At 44.1% G+C, this 17,416-nt stretch carries 16 protein-coding genes; 2 read left to right on the top strand and 14 right to left on the bottom strand.

Annotation, left to right across the window (positions count from 1 at the left end; all coding sequences use genetic code 11):
- The 7 genes from DKW60_RS04170 to DKW60_RS04140 form a co-directional block, all read right to left on the bottom strand.
- The coding region (locus DKW60_RS04170; RefSeq protein WP_146203429.1) for an STAND family AAA ATPase at positions 1-2,183 on the bottom strand (2,183 nt) is incomplete at its 3' end.
- A gap of 293 nt (positions 2,184-2,476) precedes the next feature.
- Positions 2,477-2,662, bottom strand: coding sequence for a YgaP family membrane protein (locus tag DKW60_RS24630; protein ID WP_425451291.1), 186 nt, complete (start codon positions 2,660-2,662; stop codon positions 2,477-2,479).
- 134 nt (positions 2,663-2,796) lie between these two features.
- The gene (locus DKW60_RS04160; RefSeq protein WP_109836405.1) at positions 2,797-3,804 is read right to left on the bottom strand and encodes an NAD(P)H-dependent glycerol-3-phosphate dehydrogenase; all 1,008 of its coding nucleotides are present in this window, start codon (positions 3,802-3,804) and stop codon (positions 2,797-2,799) included.
- Positions 3,804-4,292, bottom strand: a complete 489-nt coding sequence (gene secB / locus DKW60_RS04155; RefSeq protein WP_109836404.1) for a protein-export chaperone SecB — start codon at positions 4,290-4,292, stop codon at positions 3,804-3,806. The genes DKW60_RS04160 and secB overlap by 1 nt, the downstream gene beginning before the upstream one ends.
- Positions 4,293-4,304: 12 nt before the next feature.
- Positions 4,305-4,568, bottom strand: coding sequence for a glutaredoxin 3 (gene grxC, locus DKW60_RS04150; protein ID WP_109836403.1), 264 nt, complete (start codon positions 4,566-4,568; stop codon positions 4,305-4,307).
- Positions 4,569-4,582: 14 nt separating this feature from the next.
- Positions 4,583-5,008 (bottom strand): rhodanese-like domain-containing protein, encoded by a 426-nt coding sequence (locus DKW60_RS04145; protein WP_109836402.1) that lies wholly within the window; start codon positions 5,006-5,008, stop codon positions 4,583-4,585.
- 130 nt (positions 5,009-5,138) lie between these two features.
- A complete protein-coding gene (locus DKW60_RS04140; protein ID WP_109836401.1) occupies positions 5,139-5,495 on the bottom strand; it encodes an ArsR/SmtB family transcription factor in 357 nt (118 codons plus the stop codon).
- Positions 5,496-5,639: 144 nt separating this feature from the next.
- On the opposite strand from DKW60_RS04140, the gene DKW60_RS04135 reads away from it, so the two are divergent.
- Entirely contained in the window at positions 5,640-6,896 is a 1,257-nt protein-coding gene (locus tag DKW60_RS04135) for a murein hydrolase activator EnvC family protein (protein WP_109836400.1), read from the top strand.
- 177 nt (positions 6,897-7,073) lie between these two features.
- Positions 7,074-8,450, top strand: a complete 1,377-nt coding sequence (locus DKW60_RS04130) for a S41 family peptidase (protein ID WP_245929578.1) — start codon at positions 7,074-7,076, stop codon at positions 8,448-8,450.
- A gap of 95 nt (positions 8,451-8,545) precedes the next feature.
- On the opposite strand, the gene pdxH is transcribed toward DKW60_RS04130, so the two are convergent.
- The 7 genes from pdxH to DKW60_RS04095 form a co-directional block, all read right to left on the bottom strand.
- Positions 8,546-9,181: a pyridoxamine 5'-phosphate oxidase gene (pdxH, locus tag DKW60_RS04125; protein ID WP_109836399.1), complete on the bottom strand. Its 636-nt coding sequence runs from the start codon at positions 9,179-9,181 to the stop codon at positions 8,546-8,548.
- Positions 9,178-11,112 carry an ATP-binding cassette ATPase Uup gene (gene uup, locus DKW60_RS04120; RefSeq protein WP_109836398.1) on the bottom strand — a complete coding sequence of 645 codons (1,935 nt, stop codon included), beginning with the start codon at positions 11,110-11,112 and terminating at the stop codon, positions 9,178-9,180. Before uup ends, pdxH begins: the two co-directional genes overlap by 4 nt.
- Positions 11,113-11,118: 6 nt before the next feature.
- A complete protein-coding gene (gene tsaC, locus DKW60_RS04115) occupies positions 11,119-11,679 on the bottom strand; it encodes an L-threonylcarbamoyladenylate synthase type 1 TsaC (protein ID WP_109836397.1) in 561 nt (186 codons plus the stop codon).
- Between the two features lie 5 nt (positions 11,680-11,684).
- On the bottom strand, positions 11,685-14,312 hold the full coding sequence (locus DKW60_RS04110; RefSeq protein WP_109836396.1) for a DNA topoisomerase I: 2,628 nt from the start codon (positions 14,310-14,312) through the stop codon (positions 11,685-11,687).
- 134 nt (positions 14,313-14,446) lie between these two features.
- Positions 14,447-14,923: a Smg family protein gene (locus DKW60_RS04105; RefSeq protein ID WP_109836395.1), complete on the bottom strand. Its 477-nt coding sequence runs from the start codon at positions 14,921-14,923 to the stop codon at positions 14,447-14,449.
- Positions 14,924-14,984: 61 nt separating this feature from the next.
- A complete protein-coding gene (gene dprA / locus DKW60_RS04100) occupies positions 14,985-16,112 on the bottom strand; it encodes a DNA-processing protein DprA (RefSeq protein WP_109836394.1) in 1,128 nt (375 codons plus the stop codon).
- A 19-nt stretch (positions 16,113-16,131) separates the two neighbouring features.
- A complete protein-coding gene (locus DKW60_RS04095) occupies positions 16,132-17,331 on the bottom strand; it encodes a LysM peptidoglycan-binding domain-containing protein (protein ID WP_109836393.1) in 1,200 nt (399 codons plus the stop codon).
- Between the last annotated feature and the right edge of the window lie 85 nt (positions 17,332-17,416).

The raw sequence follows: 17,416 nt of genomic DNA, 5'->3' as shown, positions 1-17,416 counted from the left end.
ACTCTTGACCATAGCTCTTTTATATCTTCATCATATTTTATTGCTGGGTCGTTAGACTCGTTAGTTTCATTGCCTTGGGCTTTATCTTTTAAAGTTAACTCCTCGGCGCGAGACTCTTCTACCTTTTTGTCTTCGATGAATATATTTATTTCTTGATTTATGAGTTTATTTATGTTTTCGAATTCTTCTTTGGAGAATGTTGCAATGTTGATTTCAGAGAATGTTGATTTTGCTTGATTAATTATTCCGTTTAGGACTAATTTGTTTTTTGTGAAATGAACCAGAAATATAATAATATTGGCGAATTCAGTTCTGTATAATCTTTGTGTTATTTTTTTTACTTGTTCTCTGATGTTTTCATTGTCGATGTGGTCAGACAGGTTTTTGGCAGCAAAGAAGTAATAGATGTAATTATGGTTAAAGGAAAATGAACCGATTTCTTCTTTTAGAATTTTAGATTTTAGGAGATTGTTCCTTAGTCGGTCAAAGTTAGAGTTTATCATCTTATTTTCACAGTATTTTACATGAAATGACTCTAGTTCGGTTTCAGATATTTCTTTAGTACTCTTGTCAAAGAAAAAGTAGGCAAGTTCCGAGAGAAAGCTAAAGTAAAGGTGAAGCTCCGTAGGCTTAATTCCAATTGAACCCAAAGACTGCGTAATCAAGTAATTATAAAACTCTGCATAAGCACTACCTTGCAAGGTTTTTGCTGACGATGCTTCAAATGACTGCAGAAGAGTCAGTATGTAAATGGGATATGTTGGTACAAAGTTCTTGCCGACAGTAACATCTATTGTATTTGCTAGTTCAATTGTTCTTGTATATTTTTCGTTGTCACCTATTGTTTCATCTCTTCCTATTGAGACCCATTTCTTTATTATTTCATCTCTAAGTTTGTAGCCAAGTTCTTTTATTTTATAGAAATCGTAGCTAGACAAAGCATCATTTAAATCATTGTCAATTAATAGCTTAAGTTCTCTGCTTGAATTAGAAAAGAAAATAATCTTACTGTATTTTTCATTTAGAATATTAATTACTTTTACAGTTGATCCATTGTTTGTCTTGATTGTGTGAAAATCATCTATAATTAAAACTATTTTTTCGTCTATATTTTTATTAGAATTTATAGTGATTGGATTTTCATATTGTTCTATTATTTTTCTTTTTACTAGTTTTTCAATTTTCTTGATGTCAGATGATGATATTCCAGCTGCATTTATATAAACAGGTATTAATCCATTTTTTATTACTTTTCTTTGGATATTGTATGCAAGAGTAGTTTTTCCGGATAGTTCATTTCCGAATATAAATAATCGATGTTTTTCATTATTTTTGACTATAATTTTACTGGAGTTTATTTCCTTGTCTTCATTTAATACTTGTAAGTCTTGATATATGAAAATATCATCGACATTTATAATATTTTTGTCGGGGTGAGTGTACTTAACTCCGGTATCTAAAGTTTTTAGATAATAGTCATGATTGAACTTACATGGTTCTTCACTGTTATTCGTACTTGAGATGCCTACTTCTGAGGGGAATTCTAAGTTCGTTAGCGATGAGTCTAGCATCTGAACTTCATATAATAATTCGTGCTGAACAATCATTTGGCCATTAGTTGCATCAAATAATAAGACCAACTCAGCTTTTCCCGTCTTTGAGGTAGAGAAGGCCCAGAAATAACCTTTAGGTGTTACAAGAAGAACCTCATCAAAAATTTGATTTTCGCTATAGTTATTTAAAACTTTCGATTTAGGAATATCAATGCTAACAATGACATTAGTATCAACTAATGCACGCATGAGTTTCTCGGGAGTAAAGATGTGCACGTCACAATTTCCTTCTTCAAGGAGTTCCTCCATTATCCCTTTAGCATCTTTTCCTAAGCTGCTAGTTGTTATGAGCCAAGCTTCTGCATACTTTTTCCGTGACTTAACTCCAAGCATTTTGTCGATGATTCCGGAATCAATTTTTTTATCTCTATAGGCCTTACATTCAACAGAGATTTTCTTGTTATTATTGGTCTTACTTTGACATAAAAGGTCTACTTCAACTCCTGTATTTCGAACTTCTTGCTCAACTTCATAATTCTGAGCTTCTAAAAGTTTCTTAGCGATATTTTCAAGAAGGTCTCCCTTAACTTTTGTTGTGGCCTTTTGTGGTACAGCTACTTCAATTTTCAAGTGAGGCTCCAGTGATCTTAGTTCTTAGAAGTTTCTAGGTTTGATGAAATATTGGGGGTTAATTTTTTATATCAAGCTTATTATACTTTTTTTATCTGAAATGGTTGCAAAGCTAGTTGGAAGTGTTCTGATGAGTCTTTAATAAGTTGATGGGGTTATATGCATGGCTTTGGAGCTAGAGAGTGGTTTAAAGTCTTCTGGATGAGATATTATAAAAAGGGACTCAAACGAGTCCCTTTTTTTGATCTGACAAAAAGCAAACCTGCCACTATAACTTTCATGACGAAGGCCGCTTACTTATCAGTAAACAAGTTCAACTTTTGGAATAACATTGTAATCGGGCAAAAGCCAGTGAATGCAGATTGCATGATTACCGCACCAACGATTACCAGTAACCAGATGAAGCCTGAGCTGATCATTGTAAGAATTGCGCAAATAAAAATTAATACACCTGATGCAAGTCTTACCGCATCACTCATGTTCAAATCGTCTAGCATAACAAGGTCTCCTTGATTGTTTGCTAACTTGATAAAGCCCGACTGGCCTGAATACCACTAGCTTATCTTTTACCACAAATTAGTTTAAATCTGAAGTAGCTAAGCGTCGGTTGATTTTAAAATTCTGGTTTTGGCTTACGCGAAATAAGCGCCCGAACAGCTTCCTGAGGAGGTAGTCCTTCGTACAGAATCTGCTGAACAGCGGTGCAGATAGGCATCTCAACATCCACACGTTTAGCGAGCAGGTTAATGCTCTGTGATGTTTTAGCCCCTTCTACCGCTTGTCCAATATCTTCGATGGCTTGTTCCAGTGTTTTTCCCGCACCTAGCGCAAGTCCAAGTTGTCGATTACGGGATTGATCATCCGTACAAGTTAAGATGAGATCGCCAATACCTGCCAGTCCCATCAGTGTTTCAGCTTTAGCGCCCAATGTCGTACCTAAGCGCATAATCTCTGCTAAACCACGAGTGATCAATGCAGTGCGGGCGTTTGCTCCAAAGCCAAGTCCGTCAGTGATGCCGGCTGCGATAGCCAACACGTTCTTTACCGCACCGCCAAGTTCGACGCCAATGATGTCGTCGCTGGTATAAACGCGATAGTTTTCGGATTGGAATGCAGCGGATACAGTCTGGGTAAGTGTTTCATCATTAGCAGCAACAGTCATGGCGGTTGGTAAGCCACTTGCCACTTCTGCAGCGAAGGTAGGGCCGGATACTAAACCGTAGTGAGATGTTTGCGGAAGAATGTCTTCGACTAACTCGTGTAGCAGTTTGCCAGTCTTCAATTCCAAGCCTTTAGTTGCCCAGAGTATTTTGTGCTGTGAGCTAAGCAGAGGTTGGAGTTGTTCGAGTAAGGCTCTGAAGCCATGGCTGGGTACAACAATTAGCTGATAAAGACTGTGGTCTACCAGTGCTTCCAGTGATTGTTCACAGTGAAGTGTGTCTGGAAATGGAATGCCTGATAGGTAATCAGTATTCTCTCGTGCTGCATTGTATTGCTCAAGTTGAGAAGGACGATGCCCCCATAGCTTTACATCAATACCATTTCTGGCGAGTTGCAGTGCCAGAGCCGTTCCCCAGGAACCGGCTCCGTACACTGAAAAGGTGTCAGGTCGCGTCGACATTAAGCCTCAGCCTGACCACCATTTGCATTCGCTTTTGCTTCTTCTTCCTGACGCTGTGCATATAGTGCATCGAAGTTAATCGGTGAAAGATGCATTTCAGGGAAGCTACCTTTAGAGATCAGGCTTGCAATCGCTTCTCTTGCATAAGGGAATAAGTTACTAGGGCAGTAGCTGGCTAATAAGTGGTTAAGCTGCTCTGGTGGATATCCAGTAATCTTGAACACACCCGCTTGAGTCACTTCAACCAAGAACGCAGTTTCATCGTTGCTCTTCACGGTAATTGTAATCATGAGCTCAACTTCGTAATGGCCGTCAGACAGTGGGTTGACCTGAGTGTTTAGCTGCAGGTTTGTGTCCGGGTTCCACTCTTTAGTAAAAACAGCAGGGCTGCCTGGTGATTCAAACGAAACATCTTTTAGATAGATGCGCTCAATAACGAATTGTGGTTCTTCCTGAGCAGTTGTTGCGGCGGCTTGTTCTTCTGCCATGAGTATTTCCTTTTATTGTTCGATGTTAAGTAATGGATCTAGTTTGCCCTGACGCTCAAGAAGCGCGATATCATCATAACCACCAACGGCTTGATCATTGATGAAAATTTGCGGAACAGTGTCACGACCACTAAGTGTCTGCATTTTCTGCCACAGTGCCGGGTCGTTTCCAACTGCAATATCTTCAAATTCAATCCCTTTGTTTTTGAGCATGCTACGGGCACGCATACAGTAAGGGCAGAAACGAGTGGTATACATTACGACTTTAGCGCTCATGGCTTTCTCTCTATTTATCGCTTAGCAATCGGCAGGCTTGCAGTTTCCCAAGCAGTAATACCGCCAACTAAGTTGTTTACATTCTCAAAACCTGCTTTTGTCAATGTGCTGCAGGCACTGCCAGAGCGGTTTCCGCTGCGGCAGTAGACGAGTATGGGGGCAGATTTATATTTATCCAGTTCACCAATGCGGGTTGCCAGCGTGGATAATGGGATGTGTTTTGCACCTTTGATCATACCATCGGCTACTTCACGATCTTCACGAACGTCCACAACCACTGTTTTATCATCATTCATCATTTTGACGGCGGTGTTGACTGGGGCTAGCTGGTATTTACGATTGAGGCGTCCCCATTCTGTCCAGATGATCAGAGCTAGCACACCAAAGAAACCCAGAACTAACAATGGGTTGGTGCGGGCAAATTCAATATATTCTTGCATGTTGAAACCATTAGTGAATTGACAGTGCGTAAAGATACCGTTTAGCAACGATTGGGTAAAGCTTCACGCGCCGCATATTAATCAATGCGGTCAATTTATGTGAGGGAATTAAGGTTTTAGCTGGTCGTAATTACGGCTGAGGTGTACAGAAGACTTCTTGCATCATGTCGATCAACTTTAACGTGCGACTATCAGCGACCTTGTAATAGACCTTGTTGGCTTCTTTGCGAGAACCTAGTACGCCTTTGTCACGAAGAATCGCGAGATGCTGAGAAATATTACTTTGTGAAGTGCCTACTGTATCTACAATGTCTTGTACGTTTACTTCATTGTTACCGAGTACGCACAGTATCTTCAGGCGTAATGGATGCGAAATGGCTTTGAGTGAGCGAGAGGCTTGCTCGATGTCTTTTTCGCGAGTGAGGAGATCAGCACTATTAAATACAGGGGAGTGTAGGTCACCTTCTATAAGTTCAACGCTGCTCATCGAGTCTCCATTTAATCGTTTTCTACTAATAATTCAGTATACATCAATACTTTAATATAGATTCTTTGCAAAGTCACTTGAATATCAAATGCCTAAAGTTATAAGCTAAACGAATTAAAAAAATTATTTAATTAGGTGTTTGTTTTGGCTCATCGTTTGTTACTAACCAGTGTCATTTTGTTGGCTTGCCTGATGTCGTCTGCCTCGGCGGATACTCAATCGGAGCAGAAGAAGGTCAAAGCTGAAATATCCAAGGTTAGCAAAAGTTACAACAAAGCCAGGGCGACTTCTAAGTCGCTGCAGTCTGAGTTGGAGAGAAACGAGGCAGAAATCAATCGTTTGTCTCGTAAGGAATATCAGGCTGAGCAAAAAATCAAAGCCATTTCCGATCAAATGGTTAGTTCCAGTAAAGAAAAGCAGGTTCTGACTGAGCGAATCAAAGTCGAGAAAGAGATTTTAGCAAAGCAGTTACTAGCGATGTATAGCTCTGGTGAAGAATCACACTTGAGGCTGCTGCTAAAACAAGATGACCCTTCTGATATTAGCCGAACGACGAAATACTTCGAATACCTCAATACCAGTCGTGTCAATCGAATTCAAAATGTTCGAAAAAGTCTCGAGGAAATTGAAAAGCTTGAGGCGAAAATTACTAAAGATAGTCAGGAGTTAAAATCGCTGCGCGTCTCATTACTGGCAGATAAGAAGAGTTTGCAGGCTGAGTTGGCTAAAAACAGTAAAGCGTTAAAAAGTGCTAAGTCTGTGGAGAGTAGCCAACGAAGCAAGCTGAACCAACTAAAGAAGAAAGAGGCGGCTCTACAGGCGGTATTTGATAACCTGATTAAGAAACAAAAAGCAGATGCTGCTGCTCTTGCCAGACGTGCGGCAGTGGCTAAGAAAAAGACAGCACAGAAAACTCAGGCGGCACAAAAGACGGTTACTAAGAAAGCGACTACCACTAAAAAAGCAGCGCCGAAAGGGAAGCAGACAAGTCTTAACTTTGTTGCCAACAGGCCATTCTCATCATTGCGCGGAAGACTGTCCTGGCCTGTAAAAGGGCGGATTACTAAGAATTACGGGAGTCGTCGTAACGCTAAGCAAAAATGGAAAGGGGTTCTTATTAAAGCCCCCGGAGGGCAGCGCGTTCATGCGGTTGCTCGCGGTAAAGTTGAGTATGCCGGGCCGGTACGCGGTTATGGATATGTTGTTATTTTGCAGCATGATAAATCCTATCGGACTTTATATGCGTACAACAGAGCAGTGTACCGTAAAACAGGCGATGTCGTGAACGCCGGTGCAGTGATCGCGGCGGTTGGTAATTCTGGTGGGCAGAATGAAAATGCGCTTTACTTCGAGATACGCCGTGGCGCATCAACTCAGAACCCGGCACGGTGGTGCAAATAGCGGGTTTTTAGTCTGAAATTATATGGTTGTCTCGATAATTATCAATTTTTCATAATAAACGAAGTGCAAAATACAGCGGTAATGCTTACACTCTGTAAGTCGTGGACTGCCTTAGAATAATAATGAGCGAGACACTGACATTCACCGCAGAAAGTGGATGTTTACACTGGAGAAAATATGCAAATCAAGATGAATAAAACACTGACCACTGGCATTATTGCTGGCGCAATTATTGGAGTAGCTTCTACTGCCAGTTTGAGCGTATTTGCGTTTAAGGACAATCGCACAGCAGTCCCATTGGAGCAGCTTAGAAAGTTCACTGAAGTCTACATGCGAATCAAGCGCGATTATGTAGAGGAAGTGGATGACAAAAGCTTAATCAGTGATGCAATAAGCGGTATGTTGACCGGGCTAGATCCTCATTCTGCTTATTTAGATGAAGACGCATTTACCGAGCTACAGGTTGGTACCTCTGGTGAGTTTGGTGGTTTAGGTATTGAAGTAGGTATGGAGAATGGCTTTGTTAAAGTTATTTCACCTATTGATGATACACCTGCGCAGAAAGCCGGTATTGAAGCGGGTGACCTGATTATCCGTTTGGATGATAAGCCTGTAAAAGGTCTGACGCTGAGCGAAGCGGTCAAGATCATGCGTGGTAAGCCTGGCGCACCAATCAATTTGATGGTTGTACGTGAAGGTAAAGATCAACCATTTACTATTAAAGTGGTTCGCGACATTATCAAAGTACGTAGTGTGAAGCAGCGTATGTTGGATGATGGTTTCGGTTATGTTCGGATCTCAAGCTTCCAGTCTAAAACAACACAAGGTGTTGCAGAGGGTGTGGCGAAGCTGGTTGAAGAGAACAAAGGCCCGTTAAAAGGACTGGTGCTGGATTTACGTAATAATCCGGGCGGTGTTCTTAATGGTGCTGTTGGTGTGAGTGACTTGTTCCTGAGATCAGGTAAGGTTGTTTACACTGAGGGTCGGGTTGAAGATGCAGTGATGCGTTATGATGCCGAAAAAGGTGACATCCTTGATAGTGCGCCATTAGTTGTACTGGTTAACCAGGGTTCGGCATCTGCTTCTGAGATCGTGGCAGGAGCATTGCAAGATCACAAGCGTGCTTTGATTGTAGGTGTAAAAACATTCGGTAAGGGTTCTGTGCAAACGGTACTGCCAATTGATCGTAGCACTGCCGTCAAGCTGACAACGGCGCGCTACTTCACGCCGTTAGGTCGCTCTATTCAGGCGACGGGTATTGAGCCTGATATTAAAGTTGAGCCGCTACAGTTGACGAATGGTAAGAAAGAGACGGAAGAAGAGTTCCAGCCTTTGTCAGAAGCTGATTTGACGGGGCATTTGGAAAATCCAGAGGAAAAACCGAAGTCTGCTCAGGATGTTGCGAATGAAGCAACGAAAGACGAAGAGAAAACTGAAGAAGAAAAGAAGAAGATAGCTGATGCTCAGAAGGAAAACTTAGTAGTCGAAGATTATCAATTGTTTGAGGCACTGAATGTGTTGAAGAGCATGGTACTTGCTAAACAGCTTCAGTAATCAGCGTTAGATCAAAAATCCCGGCCTGTGAAAACAGTCGCCGGGATTTTTTTGTCTTGGATTTGTGAGATGGGCGTTTTAGGCGCATAAGCCTGTTAAGGCTGAAGTCTTCGCAATTCCCATGCGCCATCTTTAAGACGGTACTCAAAGCGGTCATGTAAGCGATTTTCACGACCCTGCCAAAACTCAATACTCTCCGGAATCACGCGATATCCACCCCAGTTATCAGGGAGTGGTACTGATTTGCCCTTGAAGCGCTCAGTGACTTCCTCAAGCTGCCCCATCAACTGCTCACGTGTGTCGATAGGCTGACTCTGGTGTGAGGCCCATGCACCAAGTTGGCTGCCTTCAGGGCGGGAACCAAAATACTCTGCTGACTCAGCATTGGAAACTTTCTTAGCCGTTCCTCGAATTTCAATTTGGCGATCGACCTGAAGCCATGAGAACAGCAAACAGACCTGATCATTTGAGGCGATGTGTTGTGCTTTGTCACTGTCGTAATTGGTGAAAAATGTAAATCCCTTCGCATCAAAGCCCTTAAGCAGCACTGTTCGGAGGCTCGGTTTGCCATCTTCTGAAACAGTGGCAAGCGACATGGCATTCGCATCCGGGTAGTCAGATTTCAGAGCCTGAGAAAACCAGCGTTCAAACTGTCTGAAAGGGTCAGTTTCAAGGTCTGCGCGGTTTAATCCACTTTGGGTGTATTCCCTGCGATAGTCTGCGATATTCATGCTGATTCATCCATCAAAGTCTCCCATCGAGCATACTTCTGTTCGAGGTCTTGTTGCAAGGACTGATATGCATCTGTTGTGGCCTGTGAGGTTGCGTGGTCTTGTTTGAAAAATGCTGGTGAGGCCATTTCTTCTTCAATTTTAGCAATCTTGTTTTCTAATGCTTCAATATCTTGCGGTAAATTATCGAGTTCAAGTTGTAATTTGTAACTCAGCTTTTTACCCGTCGTCTTATTGGCAGATTTTGATTCGGCAGTCTCGCTAGCCTTCGTTTTTTCTGTTGTACTTTTTGTAGGTGCAGGGACAGGCTTTTTCTGTTGTGCTTCTTGTGCCTGTCGTTCGGCCTGCTGAGCCATGCAGTCATCATAGCTGCCGATGTACTCGCGTACCACGCCCTGACCTTCAAACACTAAGCAACTAGTGACAAGATTATTAATGAAAGTACGGTCGTGACTCACTAACAGAACTGTTCCATCGTAGTTCATAAGCAAGTCTTCGAGTAACTCAAGTGTCTCTACATCGAGATCATTGGTCGGCTCATCCAGTACCAATATATTCGCTGGTTTAATGAAAAGTTTTGCTAGTAATAGTCGGTTTCGTTCACCACCAGACAGTGAGTTTACTGGTGAATTAGCGCGTTGTGGTGTAAATAAGAAGTCCTGCAAGTAACTGATAACGTGTTTGCTTTTACCGTTGATGGTGACATTGTCAGCACCTCGGTCTAAATTGTCTTTTACAGAGCGTTCTTCATCTAATTGGTCACGTAACTGGTCGAAGTAGGCAACTTCTAAATTTGTGCCCAGTTCGACACTGCCTTTGGTGGCTTCTAATTTGCCAAGTAGTAGCCGAAGCAATGTCGTTTTACCCACACCATTTGGGCCGATTAAGCCGATGCGGTCTCCACGTTGTACTGTAATCGAGAAGTCTTTTATAAGCTGCTTGCCTTCGATGCTGAAATCAAGATGCTTAGCTTCAACGACTTTCTTACCTGATTTTTCACCACTATCCATTTGCAACTTGGCCTTACCTTGTTGCTTACGAATCGCAGCATGTTCTTCGCGCATTGCTTTCAAGGCGCGCACGCGGCCTTCGTTACGGGTGCGCCGTGCTTTAATGCCTTGTCGAATCCATACTTCTTCTTGGGCCAGTTTCTTTTCAAAGCGAGCATTTTCTGCACTCTCGGCTTCAAGCTGTTCTTGCTTGCGGCGTAGGAAGTTGTCGTAGTCACCAGGCCAGCTCGTTGCATTACCTCGGTCGATTTCTATGATACGTGTGGCCAGACGACGCAGGAAACTACGGTCGTGAGTGATAAATAACAGGCTTGCCTTGTAATTTAATAAGAACTCTTCCATCCACTGAATGACGCAGATATCCAAATGGTTGGTTGGCTCATCAAGCAGTAAAATGTCAGGGTCTTGCACGAGTGCGCGAGCCAGTAGCACTCTTCGTTTTACACCACCGGATAGCCTTGAGAACTCATCCGATGCGTTTAGTGAAAGTCTGGAAATGATATTGTCGATGTTTTGACTAAACCCCCAGCCATCGCAAGCCTCAAGCTTTTGTTGAGTCGCTTCCAGCTTTGCCATCCATTGTTCGTCATGGTTGTCTGTTTGCGTGCTTAGGTGGTGGTACTGACTGAGTAATTCTCCGACTTCTGCAAGCCCGTCGGCAACCACATCATAGACACTGCCGCTTAAGTGTTGCGGGACTTCCTGTTCCAGCTGAGTAATCACTGTGCCCGTTTCTAAAATCCGCTCACCAGAGTCGGCTTTGTGCTTACCACTGATGATTTTCAGCAAGCTGGACTTGCCCGCGCCATTGCGACCAATCAAACAAATTCGTTCGTTGGGTTCTATGCTGAGGTTGATATCATCCAGCAGGGCAGGGCCGCCATAACTGAGTTGGATGTTTTGCAAACGTAGTAGAGCCATAAAATATTAGCTGTGACGAAGGATTTTTCCGCTAATAGCATCACGGATTTCGGTGGGATTGAGCTGTCCACCGGTCGGGCCATCAAGGATTGCATCGGGTGCAAGTTGATGGTGCTTGAATTGGTCTAAAACGGACTGTGTGCTATGACACGGATCGGCACCAGTGATATTGGCACTGGTGGATACAATAGGGCTATTGAGCGCGTCACACAGCTCGCGAACTAAAGGGTGCTTGGTGACGCGGACAGCCAACGTTGTGTGGCTACCTCTTAACAGCGGCGACACAGTGGTATCGGCAGGGAAGACCCAGGTAATATTGTTTGGTTGTATCTGCTCTGGACTAGCCTGAAGATCCTGCGCAAGAAACGGTCTGAGTTGCTCAAAATCTGAAGCGATTAAGATAAGTCCCTTTTCAGCAGGGCGGTGTTTAATGTCGAGTAAACGCTGAACCGCTGGCAAGTTACGTGGGTCACAGCCGAGTCCAAATACCGCCTCAGTTGGATAGGCAATGACGCCACCTTGCTGAATTAAGGTGGCTATTTCATTGATGTTTTGCGAGACAATCATGAGTACTAACTTGCAGCAGAGTCGCCGTCACCAGCATCCTTTGATTCAGCTGCTTTTTTTGATGCTGCTGTCTTAGTGCTTGCTTTCTTTGTGGCTGGTTTTTTAGTGGCCGTTGTTTTGGCTGGTGCCTTCTTGGTTGCCGTTTTAGTCGCGGCTTTCTTGGCTGTCGCTTTCTTCGCCGGAGCTTTTTTTGCTGCCGTTTTCTTAGTGGCAGGTTTTTTAGCAGCCGCTTTTTTGGCCGGTGCCTTCTTCGCAGCAGGTTTCTTCGCTGCCGCTTTCTTTCCCCGACCTTTACGCTCAGGGGCTTCTGCCAACATTTTTACACAATCCTCTAGGGTCAATGTTTTTGCATCAACGTCTTTCGGGACTCGTGCATTTTTGTTTTTGTCAGTAACGTAAGGGCCCCAGCGACCATTCAGTACCTGTATGCCCTCATCAGGGTAATCCTGAATCAGCTTCTCAGCATCAGCCTTTTTCTTCGCGGCAATCAGTTCGAGTGCCTGTTCAAGTGTAACGGTGTAAGGGTCGTTGTTGTCTTTGGGTAAAGAGACAAACTTGCTGCCGTACTTAACATAGGGCCCAAAACGACCGAAGTTAGTACTAATCGCTTCCCCTTCTTCGGTCTCACCGAGTGCACGTGGCAGCTTGAATAGTTCCATTGCATCTTCGTAGGTGACACTATCCATTTTCTGGCCGGGGCGTAGGCTTGCAAACTGTGGCTTTTCTTCATCATCACGGTGACCAATTTGTACAAACGGTCCATATCGACCCATGCGCACAGATACCGGCTTACCCGTTTTTTCATCAGTACCCAATACACGTGCTTGCATGACTTCTTCACGTGTGACGGACTTATCTTTGTCCTCGACCAGCTCGTGGAATGGCTTCCAGAATGCATCCATCACAGGAATCCAGTCTTTCTCGCCACGAGAGATCTCATCCAATTCATTTTCCAGATTAGCAGTGAAGTTATAATCCACGTACTGAGTGAAATGCTGAGTCAGGAATCGGTTCACGATACGACCAATGTCGGTAGGGTAGAAACGACGTGATTCCAGCTCTACATATTCACGTGATTGCAGTGTTGAGATGATGCTTGCATAGGTTGATGGGCGTCCAATGTCATACTCTTCAAGCGTTTTAACCAAACTAGCTTCTGAGAAGCGAGGTGGTGGATCAGTGAAGTGTTGATCAGCAGAAATCGCATTTAAGTCGATAACGTCGCCTTCTTCCATAAGAGGCAGGATGCGATCTTTACTGTCATCAGTCTTTTCTTTTTTCTCGTCGCTGTCAGAGTCATTACTTTCCTGATAGACCGACATAAACCCGGGGTCACGCACTGCAGAGCCTGTTGCTCTGAAGAAGTTGCCTTCACTGCATGATAAGTCGGCAGAGACAGTATCCAGAGTCGCATGGATCATTTGGCAGGCTACTGTACGTTTCCAGATCAGATCATACAGCTTGTATTGCTCATCAGTGAGGTGCTGCTTGATTTCATCCGGCACATTGCCAGCCGAGGTCGGGCGAATGGCCTCGTGAGCTTCCTGAGCGTTTTTGGACTTAGTTTTGAAAGTCCGCACCTCAGGGTTGACTGCTGTAGCGCCATAGCGTTGATCAATCAGACCACGTACATCTTCAACTGCATCGTTTGCCAAAGCCACGGAGTCAGTACGCATATAGGTGATCAAACCAACTGCACCATCACCTAAGTCGATTCCTTCATAGAGTTGCTGTGCAACACTCATGGTTCTGCGAGTGGTAAAGCGCAGTTTGCGTGATGCTTCCTGCTGCAATGTTGATGTTGTAAACGGTGCAGAAGGGTGGCGCTTACGTTGTTTCTTTTCGAGTCGGGTGACGGTGAGCTTGCCGGGTGTGGTTGTCTCGCCGTCAGCGTTAATTACAATGCCCGAATCATTAACCAACGTGCCTTTAGCCGCCATTGCCAGTTCGGTATTATTAAGATCGAACTGCTTGAGGTTCTTGCCACCCAGAGTATGTAGTTTGGCCGTAAAAGGTTGCTTGTCTTTTTCAACACTGGCGTCGATTGTCCAATATTCCTGAGGAATGAACTTTTCGATCTCTTCCTCACGCTCCACAATCATTCGCAGGGCCGGACTTTGAACACGTCCTGCCGACAGGCTTGGTTTGATCTTCTTCCATAATAAAGGGGAGAGATTGAAACCAACCAGATAGTCCAATGCTCTTCGCGCTTGCTGCGCATCAATCATCGGCATTGCCAGATCTCTAGGGTTGGCTACTGCATCCTGAACGGCTTTTTTGGTGATTTCATAGAAAACAACACGCGAGACATCCTTATCTTTTAATAAGTTATTCTCTTTAAGATACTCGTATAAGTGCCAGGAGATTGCTTCTCCCTCTCTATCGGGGTCGGTCGCGAGATAGAGATTTTTGGCTTTCTTAAGCGATTTTACGATTTTATCAACGTGCTTTTTGTTGCGGTCAATCAACTGATAGTGCATCGCAAAGTCGTCATCGGTGTCGATTGCACCCGTCTTAGGGATTAAATCGCGCACGTGACCGTACGAAGCCAAGACTTCAAAGTCCTTGCCCAAGTATTTTTCGATTGTTTTTGCTTTAGCAGGTGATTCTACAATGACAAGACTTTCGCTCATATTCTATCAGTCATGGTTATAAATTTGTGGCAACCATACACTGTATTAAGAAGCAGAGTAAAGAGTCCTGCCTACTAAAATACTCAGTCTGCGCTCTAATATGACGTATTTTTAAGCGAGTGATGGTCTGTTTATTAGTGATAACTGAGTGGTTCGTTGCCCATTGCAACGCAGTCCATCCATATATAAGAGGCTTCTGAATCCGGCTGATTCAGCAGCAACATTAATATCACCCATTTCAACTTGTTAATGTCGAACGTCTTATCTTTTAATTCCAGGATACGGTCGATAGCACGCTCACGCATTTCATGAGTAAGTACTTTCGATTGCTCCAGAAACATTAAATAACTTTGACATTCAAAGTTCAGGTAGCGAGATTCGTAGCGAGAAAAGATTCGGGTGCTATGTTGGCTAGGTTCGCTGATGTAGACCTCAGTTTTATCAGCCAGACTTTCCAGCCAGTCGAACGCTTTGCTGATGTCGTTTTGTGGAAAGCCGGCACTTTCCAGATAAGTGTGCAGCGCAGCTTTGTTTTGAGTAACGTCATCTACTTCCGAGTAGTTTTCAAACAGGTAAAAAAGCACATCCAGTGTATTTTCTTTTGTGTTCATAGTTTCCTAAGTTTTCCATCCGCTGTGTATGCCGGACAGATAACACGCAATGGAAGCCCAACTAGCCGCTGATACGCGTATAGCTACCCCTTCCATTGGATGCAATTAAGCCCTGCAATTCCATGACTAAAAGCATGGATGAAAGCGCTGCAGGGGTCAATCCCGTTTGTAGGACTAAATCGTCTATTGATACCGGATCATAGCCCATTGCCTCCAGTAGTCGGCTGTTATCATCATTTGATACTGTAGGGTCGTCATTTTCTGAACCATTACCGGAGTCAGATTCAGGTGGTACATTGAATGTTTCTATGTCAATTTGAGCGGCTAAATCTTCCATCACATCACTGGCGGTTTCGACCAATTTTGCGCCCTGACGAATCAGTTTGTGACAACCTCTGGCCAGAGGGTTGTGAATAGATCCGGGAATGGCGAAAACCATTCGTCCTTGTTCATTAGCATAATCGGCAGTGATCAATGATCCACTTTTTTGTGCCGCCTCAACCACAAGACTGCCAAGACTTAAGCCACTGATAATCCGGTTACGCCGTGGAAAGTTTTTAGCAGTGGGTGCGGTACCAATTGGGTTTTCACTCACCAGTGCACCTTGCTCAACAATTTGATGAGCCAGTTGACGATGTGAAGCAGGGTAGACTCTGTCCAGACCGGTTGCGGTAACTGCAATGGTTGCCCCGTTATCCGCCAGTGCACCTTTATGCGCTTCTCCGTCAATACCAAGCGCCAAGCCGCTAGTGACACACAGGCCAGTATTGGCAAAGTGCCTGCCAAATTCAAAGGCATTGTTTCGGCCGCTTTGTGTCGGGTTACGACTGCCTACTATGGCAATCTGTGGGTCATTCAGAAGTTCGGTATTACCGTGCACATACAAAAGTGGAGGCGCAACACTGATTTCACGTAACAGAGTAGGGTATTTCTCGTCGTGAAAGGTGACGAGGTGATGATTCTCCTCATCCAGCCAGAGCATATCGGCCTTAGCATTGTCTAACTGACTGGAGAGAATAGCGTTACTTTGGCGTTCGGTTAGTCCTGCTTGCTTCAGTGCATTATTGGTCGCGTTGAGTACTGATTCAGGATCACCAAATTTTTGAAGGAGTTTATGAAAAGTTTGGCAGCCAATGCCCGGAACCCGCCAAAGCGAGATCCAGGATTGTAATGAGATTGAAGTAGTCACAGGTCTGAGATGAAATCCATTATGGGTTACCTATTTTATACCCATTTTTAACTTCATGGTCGGATTTTGTAATCAAGGCATAGCTGAGTCTGTCACTAACGCTATAAACCACTGCGCTTGCTGCGCGTTCAGGCGGCAGCATGATTTTATCAGTATCTGATAAGAAGCCTTTGCTAGTGTCCGCATAAGGGTCATTGACCTGACGCGCCGGTTTGTAGACACCTAACACGTAGCCAGGCTTGATTCCGTCGCGCTTGCCCTTATTAATAGTAATAATCATCCCTGTTCCACTAATCATGGAATTAGAGTAGAGAGACATGACGGTGCCGCGAACTTTGTGGCGTGGTGCCTGAATTGGTGCTTTCAGGAAGTGTTCGTGATTTTCAATATTCAGTAAACGGTCACCAATACGGACTTCGCGCTTCATATTAAGCAGACGCGCAGTTGTTACCGGACCGGGGCGCTCAATTTGCGCTTGAGACCCATAACTGACTTCGTGGCCTAATAGCTGGCCTGTGTCAGGGTCATGCATCGCTTTGCCCTGAGAGAATACGGCGTAGCGTTCCAGCGCTTTTCCGCGGAAGTTTTTGATGTAGATGGTTTTATCTGCTTCCATTAATAAATGGAAATCCTGACCATCGACGATATACGGTGCGTTCTTGATGGTTGCTTCATCAAGTACACGTGGCCATGACAGGAACGGCTCCAATGTAGAAATAGGGTCACCGTATCCACCGGCTCGCTCAACACGAATTTGTGGAATCATTTTGTCTTTAAAGGTCACCGTATCTTTACCACGAACCTGCTTAGGGCCTTGGTAAATATAAAGTACATCACCAGGGTATATGAGGTGAGGATTACTGATTCGTTGGTTTTTATCCCAGATCTCTGGCCAGAACCACGGGTCTTTCAGGAACTTATTGGCGATTCCCCATAGCGTATCGCCCTTACGGACTTTATAGCGAAGTGGTGCGTCGCCCTTCAAGACGCCTTTGGTGCGGATAACAGTGCGCTTAACTTTTGGTCCGCTGTTATAATTCGCAGAAGCGTTGTTTGGCAGCCCATAATAGCTGTCATACTGGTTGTCCGACTGCGCGACTGCCGGGCGAGAAGGTGAGGTTAAGTTTTTTTTGATAGTGTCTTTGTCGCAGGCACTCAGTAGAATGGCGCTAAGTACGGCAACAGAGGTTAAAATCTGCCGTGAATTGGTGAAAGACATGGTTTGCCCTCTCGTTCTTATTCGTTATTTTATGCAAGCTATAGTATCTTAGGCGTTATTAAGTACGCATGAATTTCAGACTTAC

It is taken from the genome of Leucothrix pacifica (assembly GCF_003172875.1).
Taxonomy (GTDB): Bacteria; Pseudomonadota; Gammaproteobacteria; order Thiotrichales; family Thiotrichaceae; genus Leucothrix; species Leucothrix pacifica.
This window is presented reverse-complemented; position numbering and strand designations above follow the sequence as displayed.

What these genes read in the sequence shown, in the direction of transcription:
- DKW60_RS24630 (WP_425451291.1), bottom strand. Translation starts at nt 2,662, where the DNA reads ATGAGTGATGCGGTAAGACTTGCATCAGGTGTATTAATTTTTATTTGC.
- uup (WP_109836398.1), bottom strand. Translation starts at nt 11,112, where the DNA reads ATGGCTCTACTACGTTTGCAAAACATCCAACTCAGTTATGGCGGCCCT.
- DKW60_RS04110 (WP_109836396.1), bottom strand. Translation starts at nt 14,312, where the DNA reads ATGAGCGAAAGTCTTGTCATTGTAGAATCACCTGCTAAAGCAAAAACA.
- DKW60_RS04095 (WP_109836393.1), bottom strand. Translation starts at nt 17,331, where the DNA reads ATGTCTTTCACCAATTCACGGCAGATTTTAACCTCTGTTGCCGTACTT.
- DKW60_RS04105 (WP_109836395.1), bottom strand. Translation starts at nt 14,923, where the DNA reads ATGAACACAAAAGAAAATACACTGGATGTGCTTTTTTACCTGTTTGAA.
- secB (WP_109836404.1), bottom strand. Translation starts at nt 4,292, where the DNA reads ATGGCAGAAGAACAAGCCGCCGCAACAACTGCTCAGGAAGAACCACAA.
- DKW60_RS04130 (WP_245929578.1), top strand. Translation starts at nt 7,074, where the DNA reads ATGCAAATCAAGATGAATAAAACACTGACCACTGGCATTATTGCTGGC.
- grxC (WP_109836403.1), bottom strand. Translation starts at nt 4,568, where the DNA reads ATGAGCGCTAAAGTCGTAATGTATACCACTCGTTTCTGCCCTTACTGT.
- DKW60_RS04145 (WP_109836402.1), bottom strand. Translation starts at nt 5,008, where the DNA reads ATGCAAGAATATATTGAATTTGCCCGCACCAACCCATTGTTAGTTCTG.
- tsaC (WP_109836397.1), bottom strand. Translation starts at nt 11,679, where the DNA reads ATGATTGTCTCGCAAAACATCAATGAAATAGCCACCTTAATTCAGCAA.
- pdxH (WP_109836399.1), bottom strand. Translation starts at nt 9,181, where the DNA reads ATGAATATCGCAGACTATCGCAGGGAATACACCCAAAGTGGATTAAAC.
- DKW60_RS04140 (WP_109836401.1), bottom strand. Translation starts at nt 5,495, where the DNA reads ATGAGCAGCGTTGAACTTATAGAAGGTGACCTACACTCCCCTGTATTT.
- DKW60_RS04160 (WP_109836405.1), bottom strand. Translation starts at nt 3,804, where the DNA reads ATGTCGACGCGACCTGACACCTTTTCAGTGTACGGAGCCGGTTCCTGG.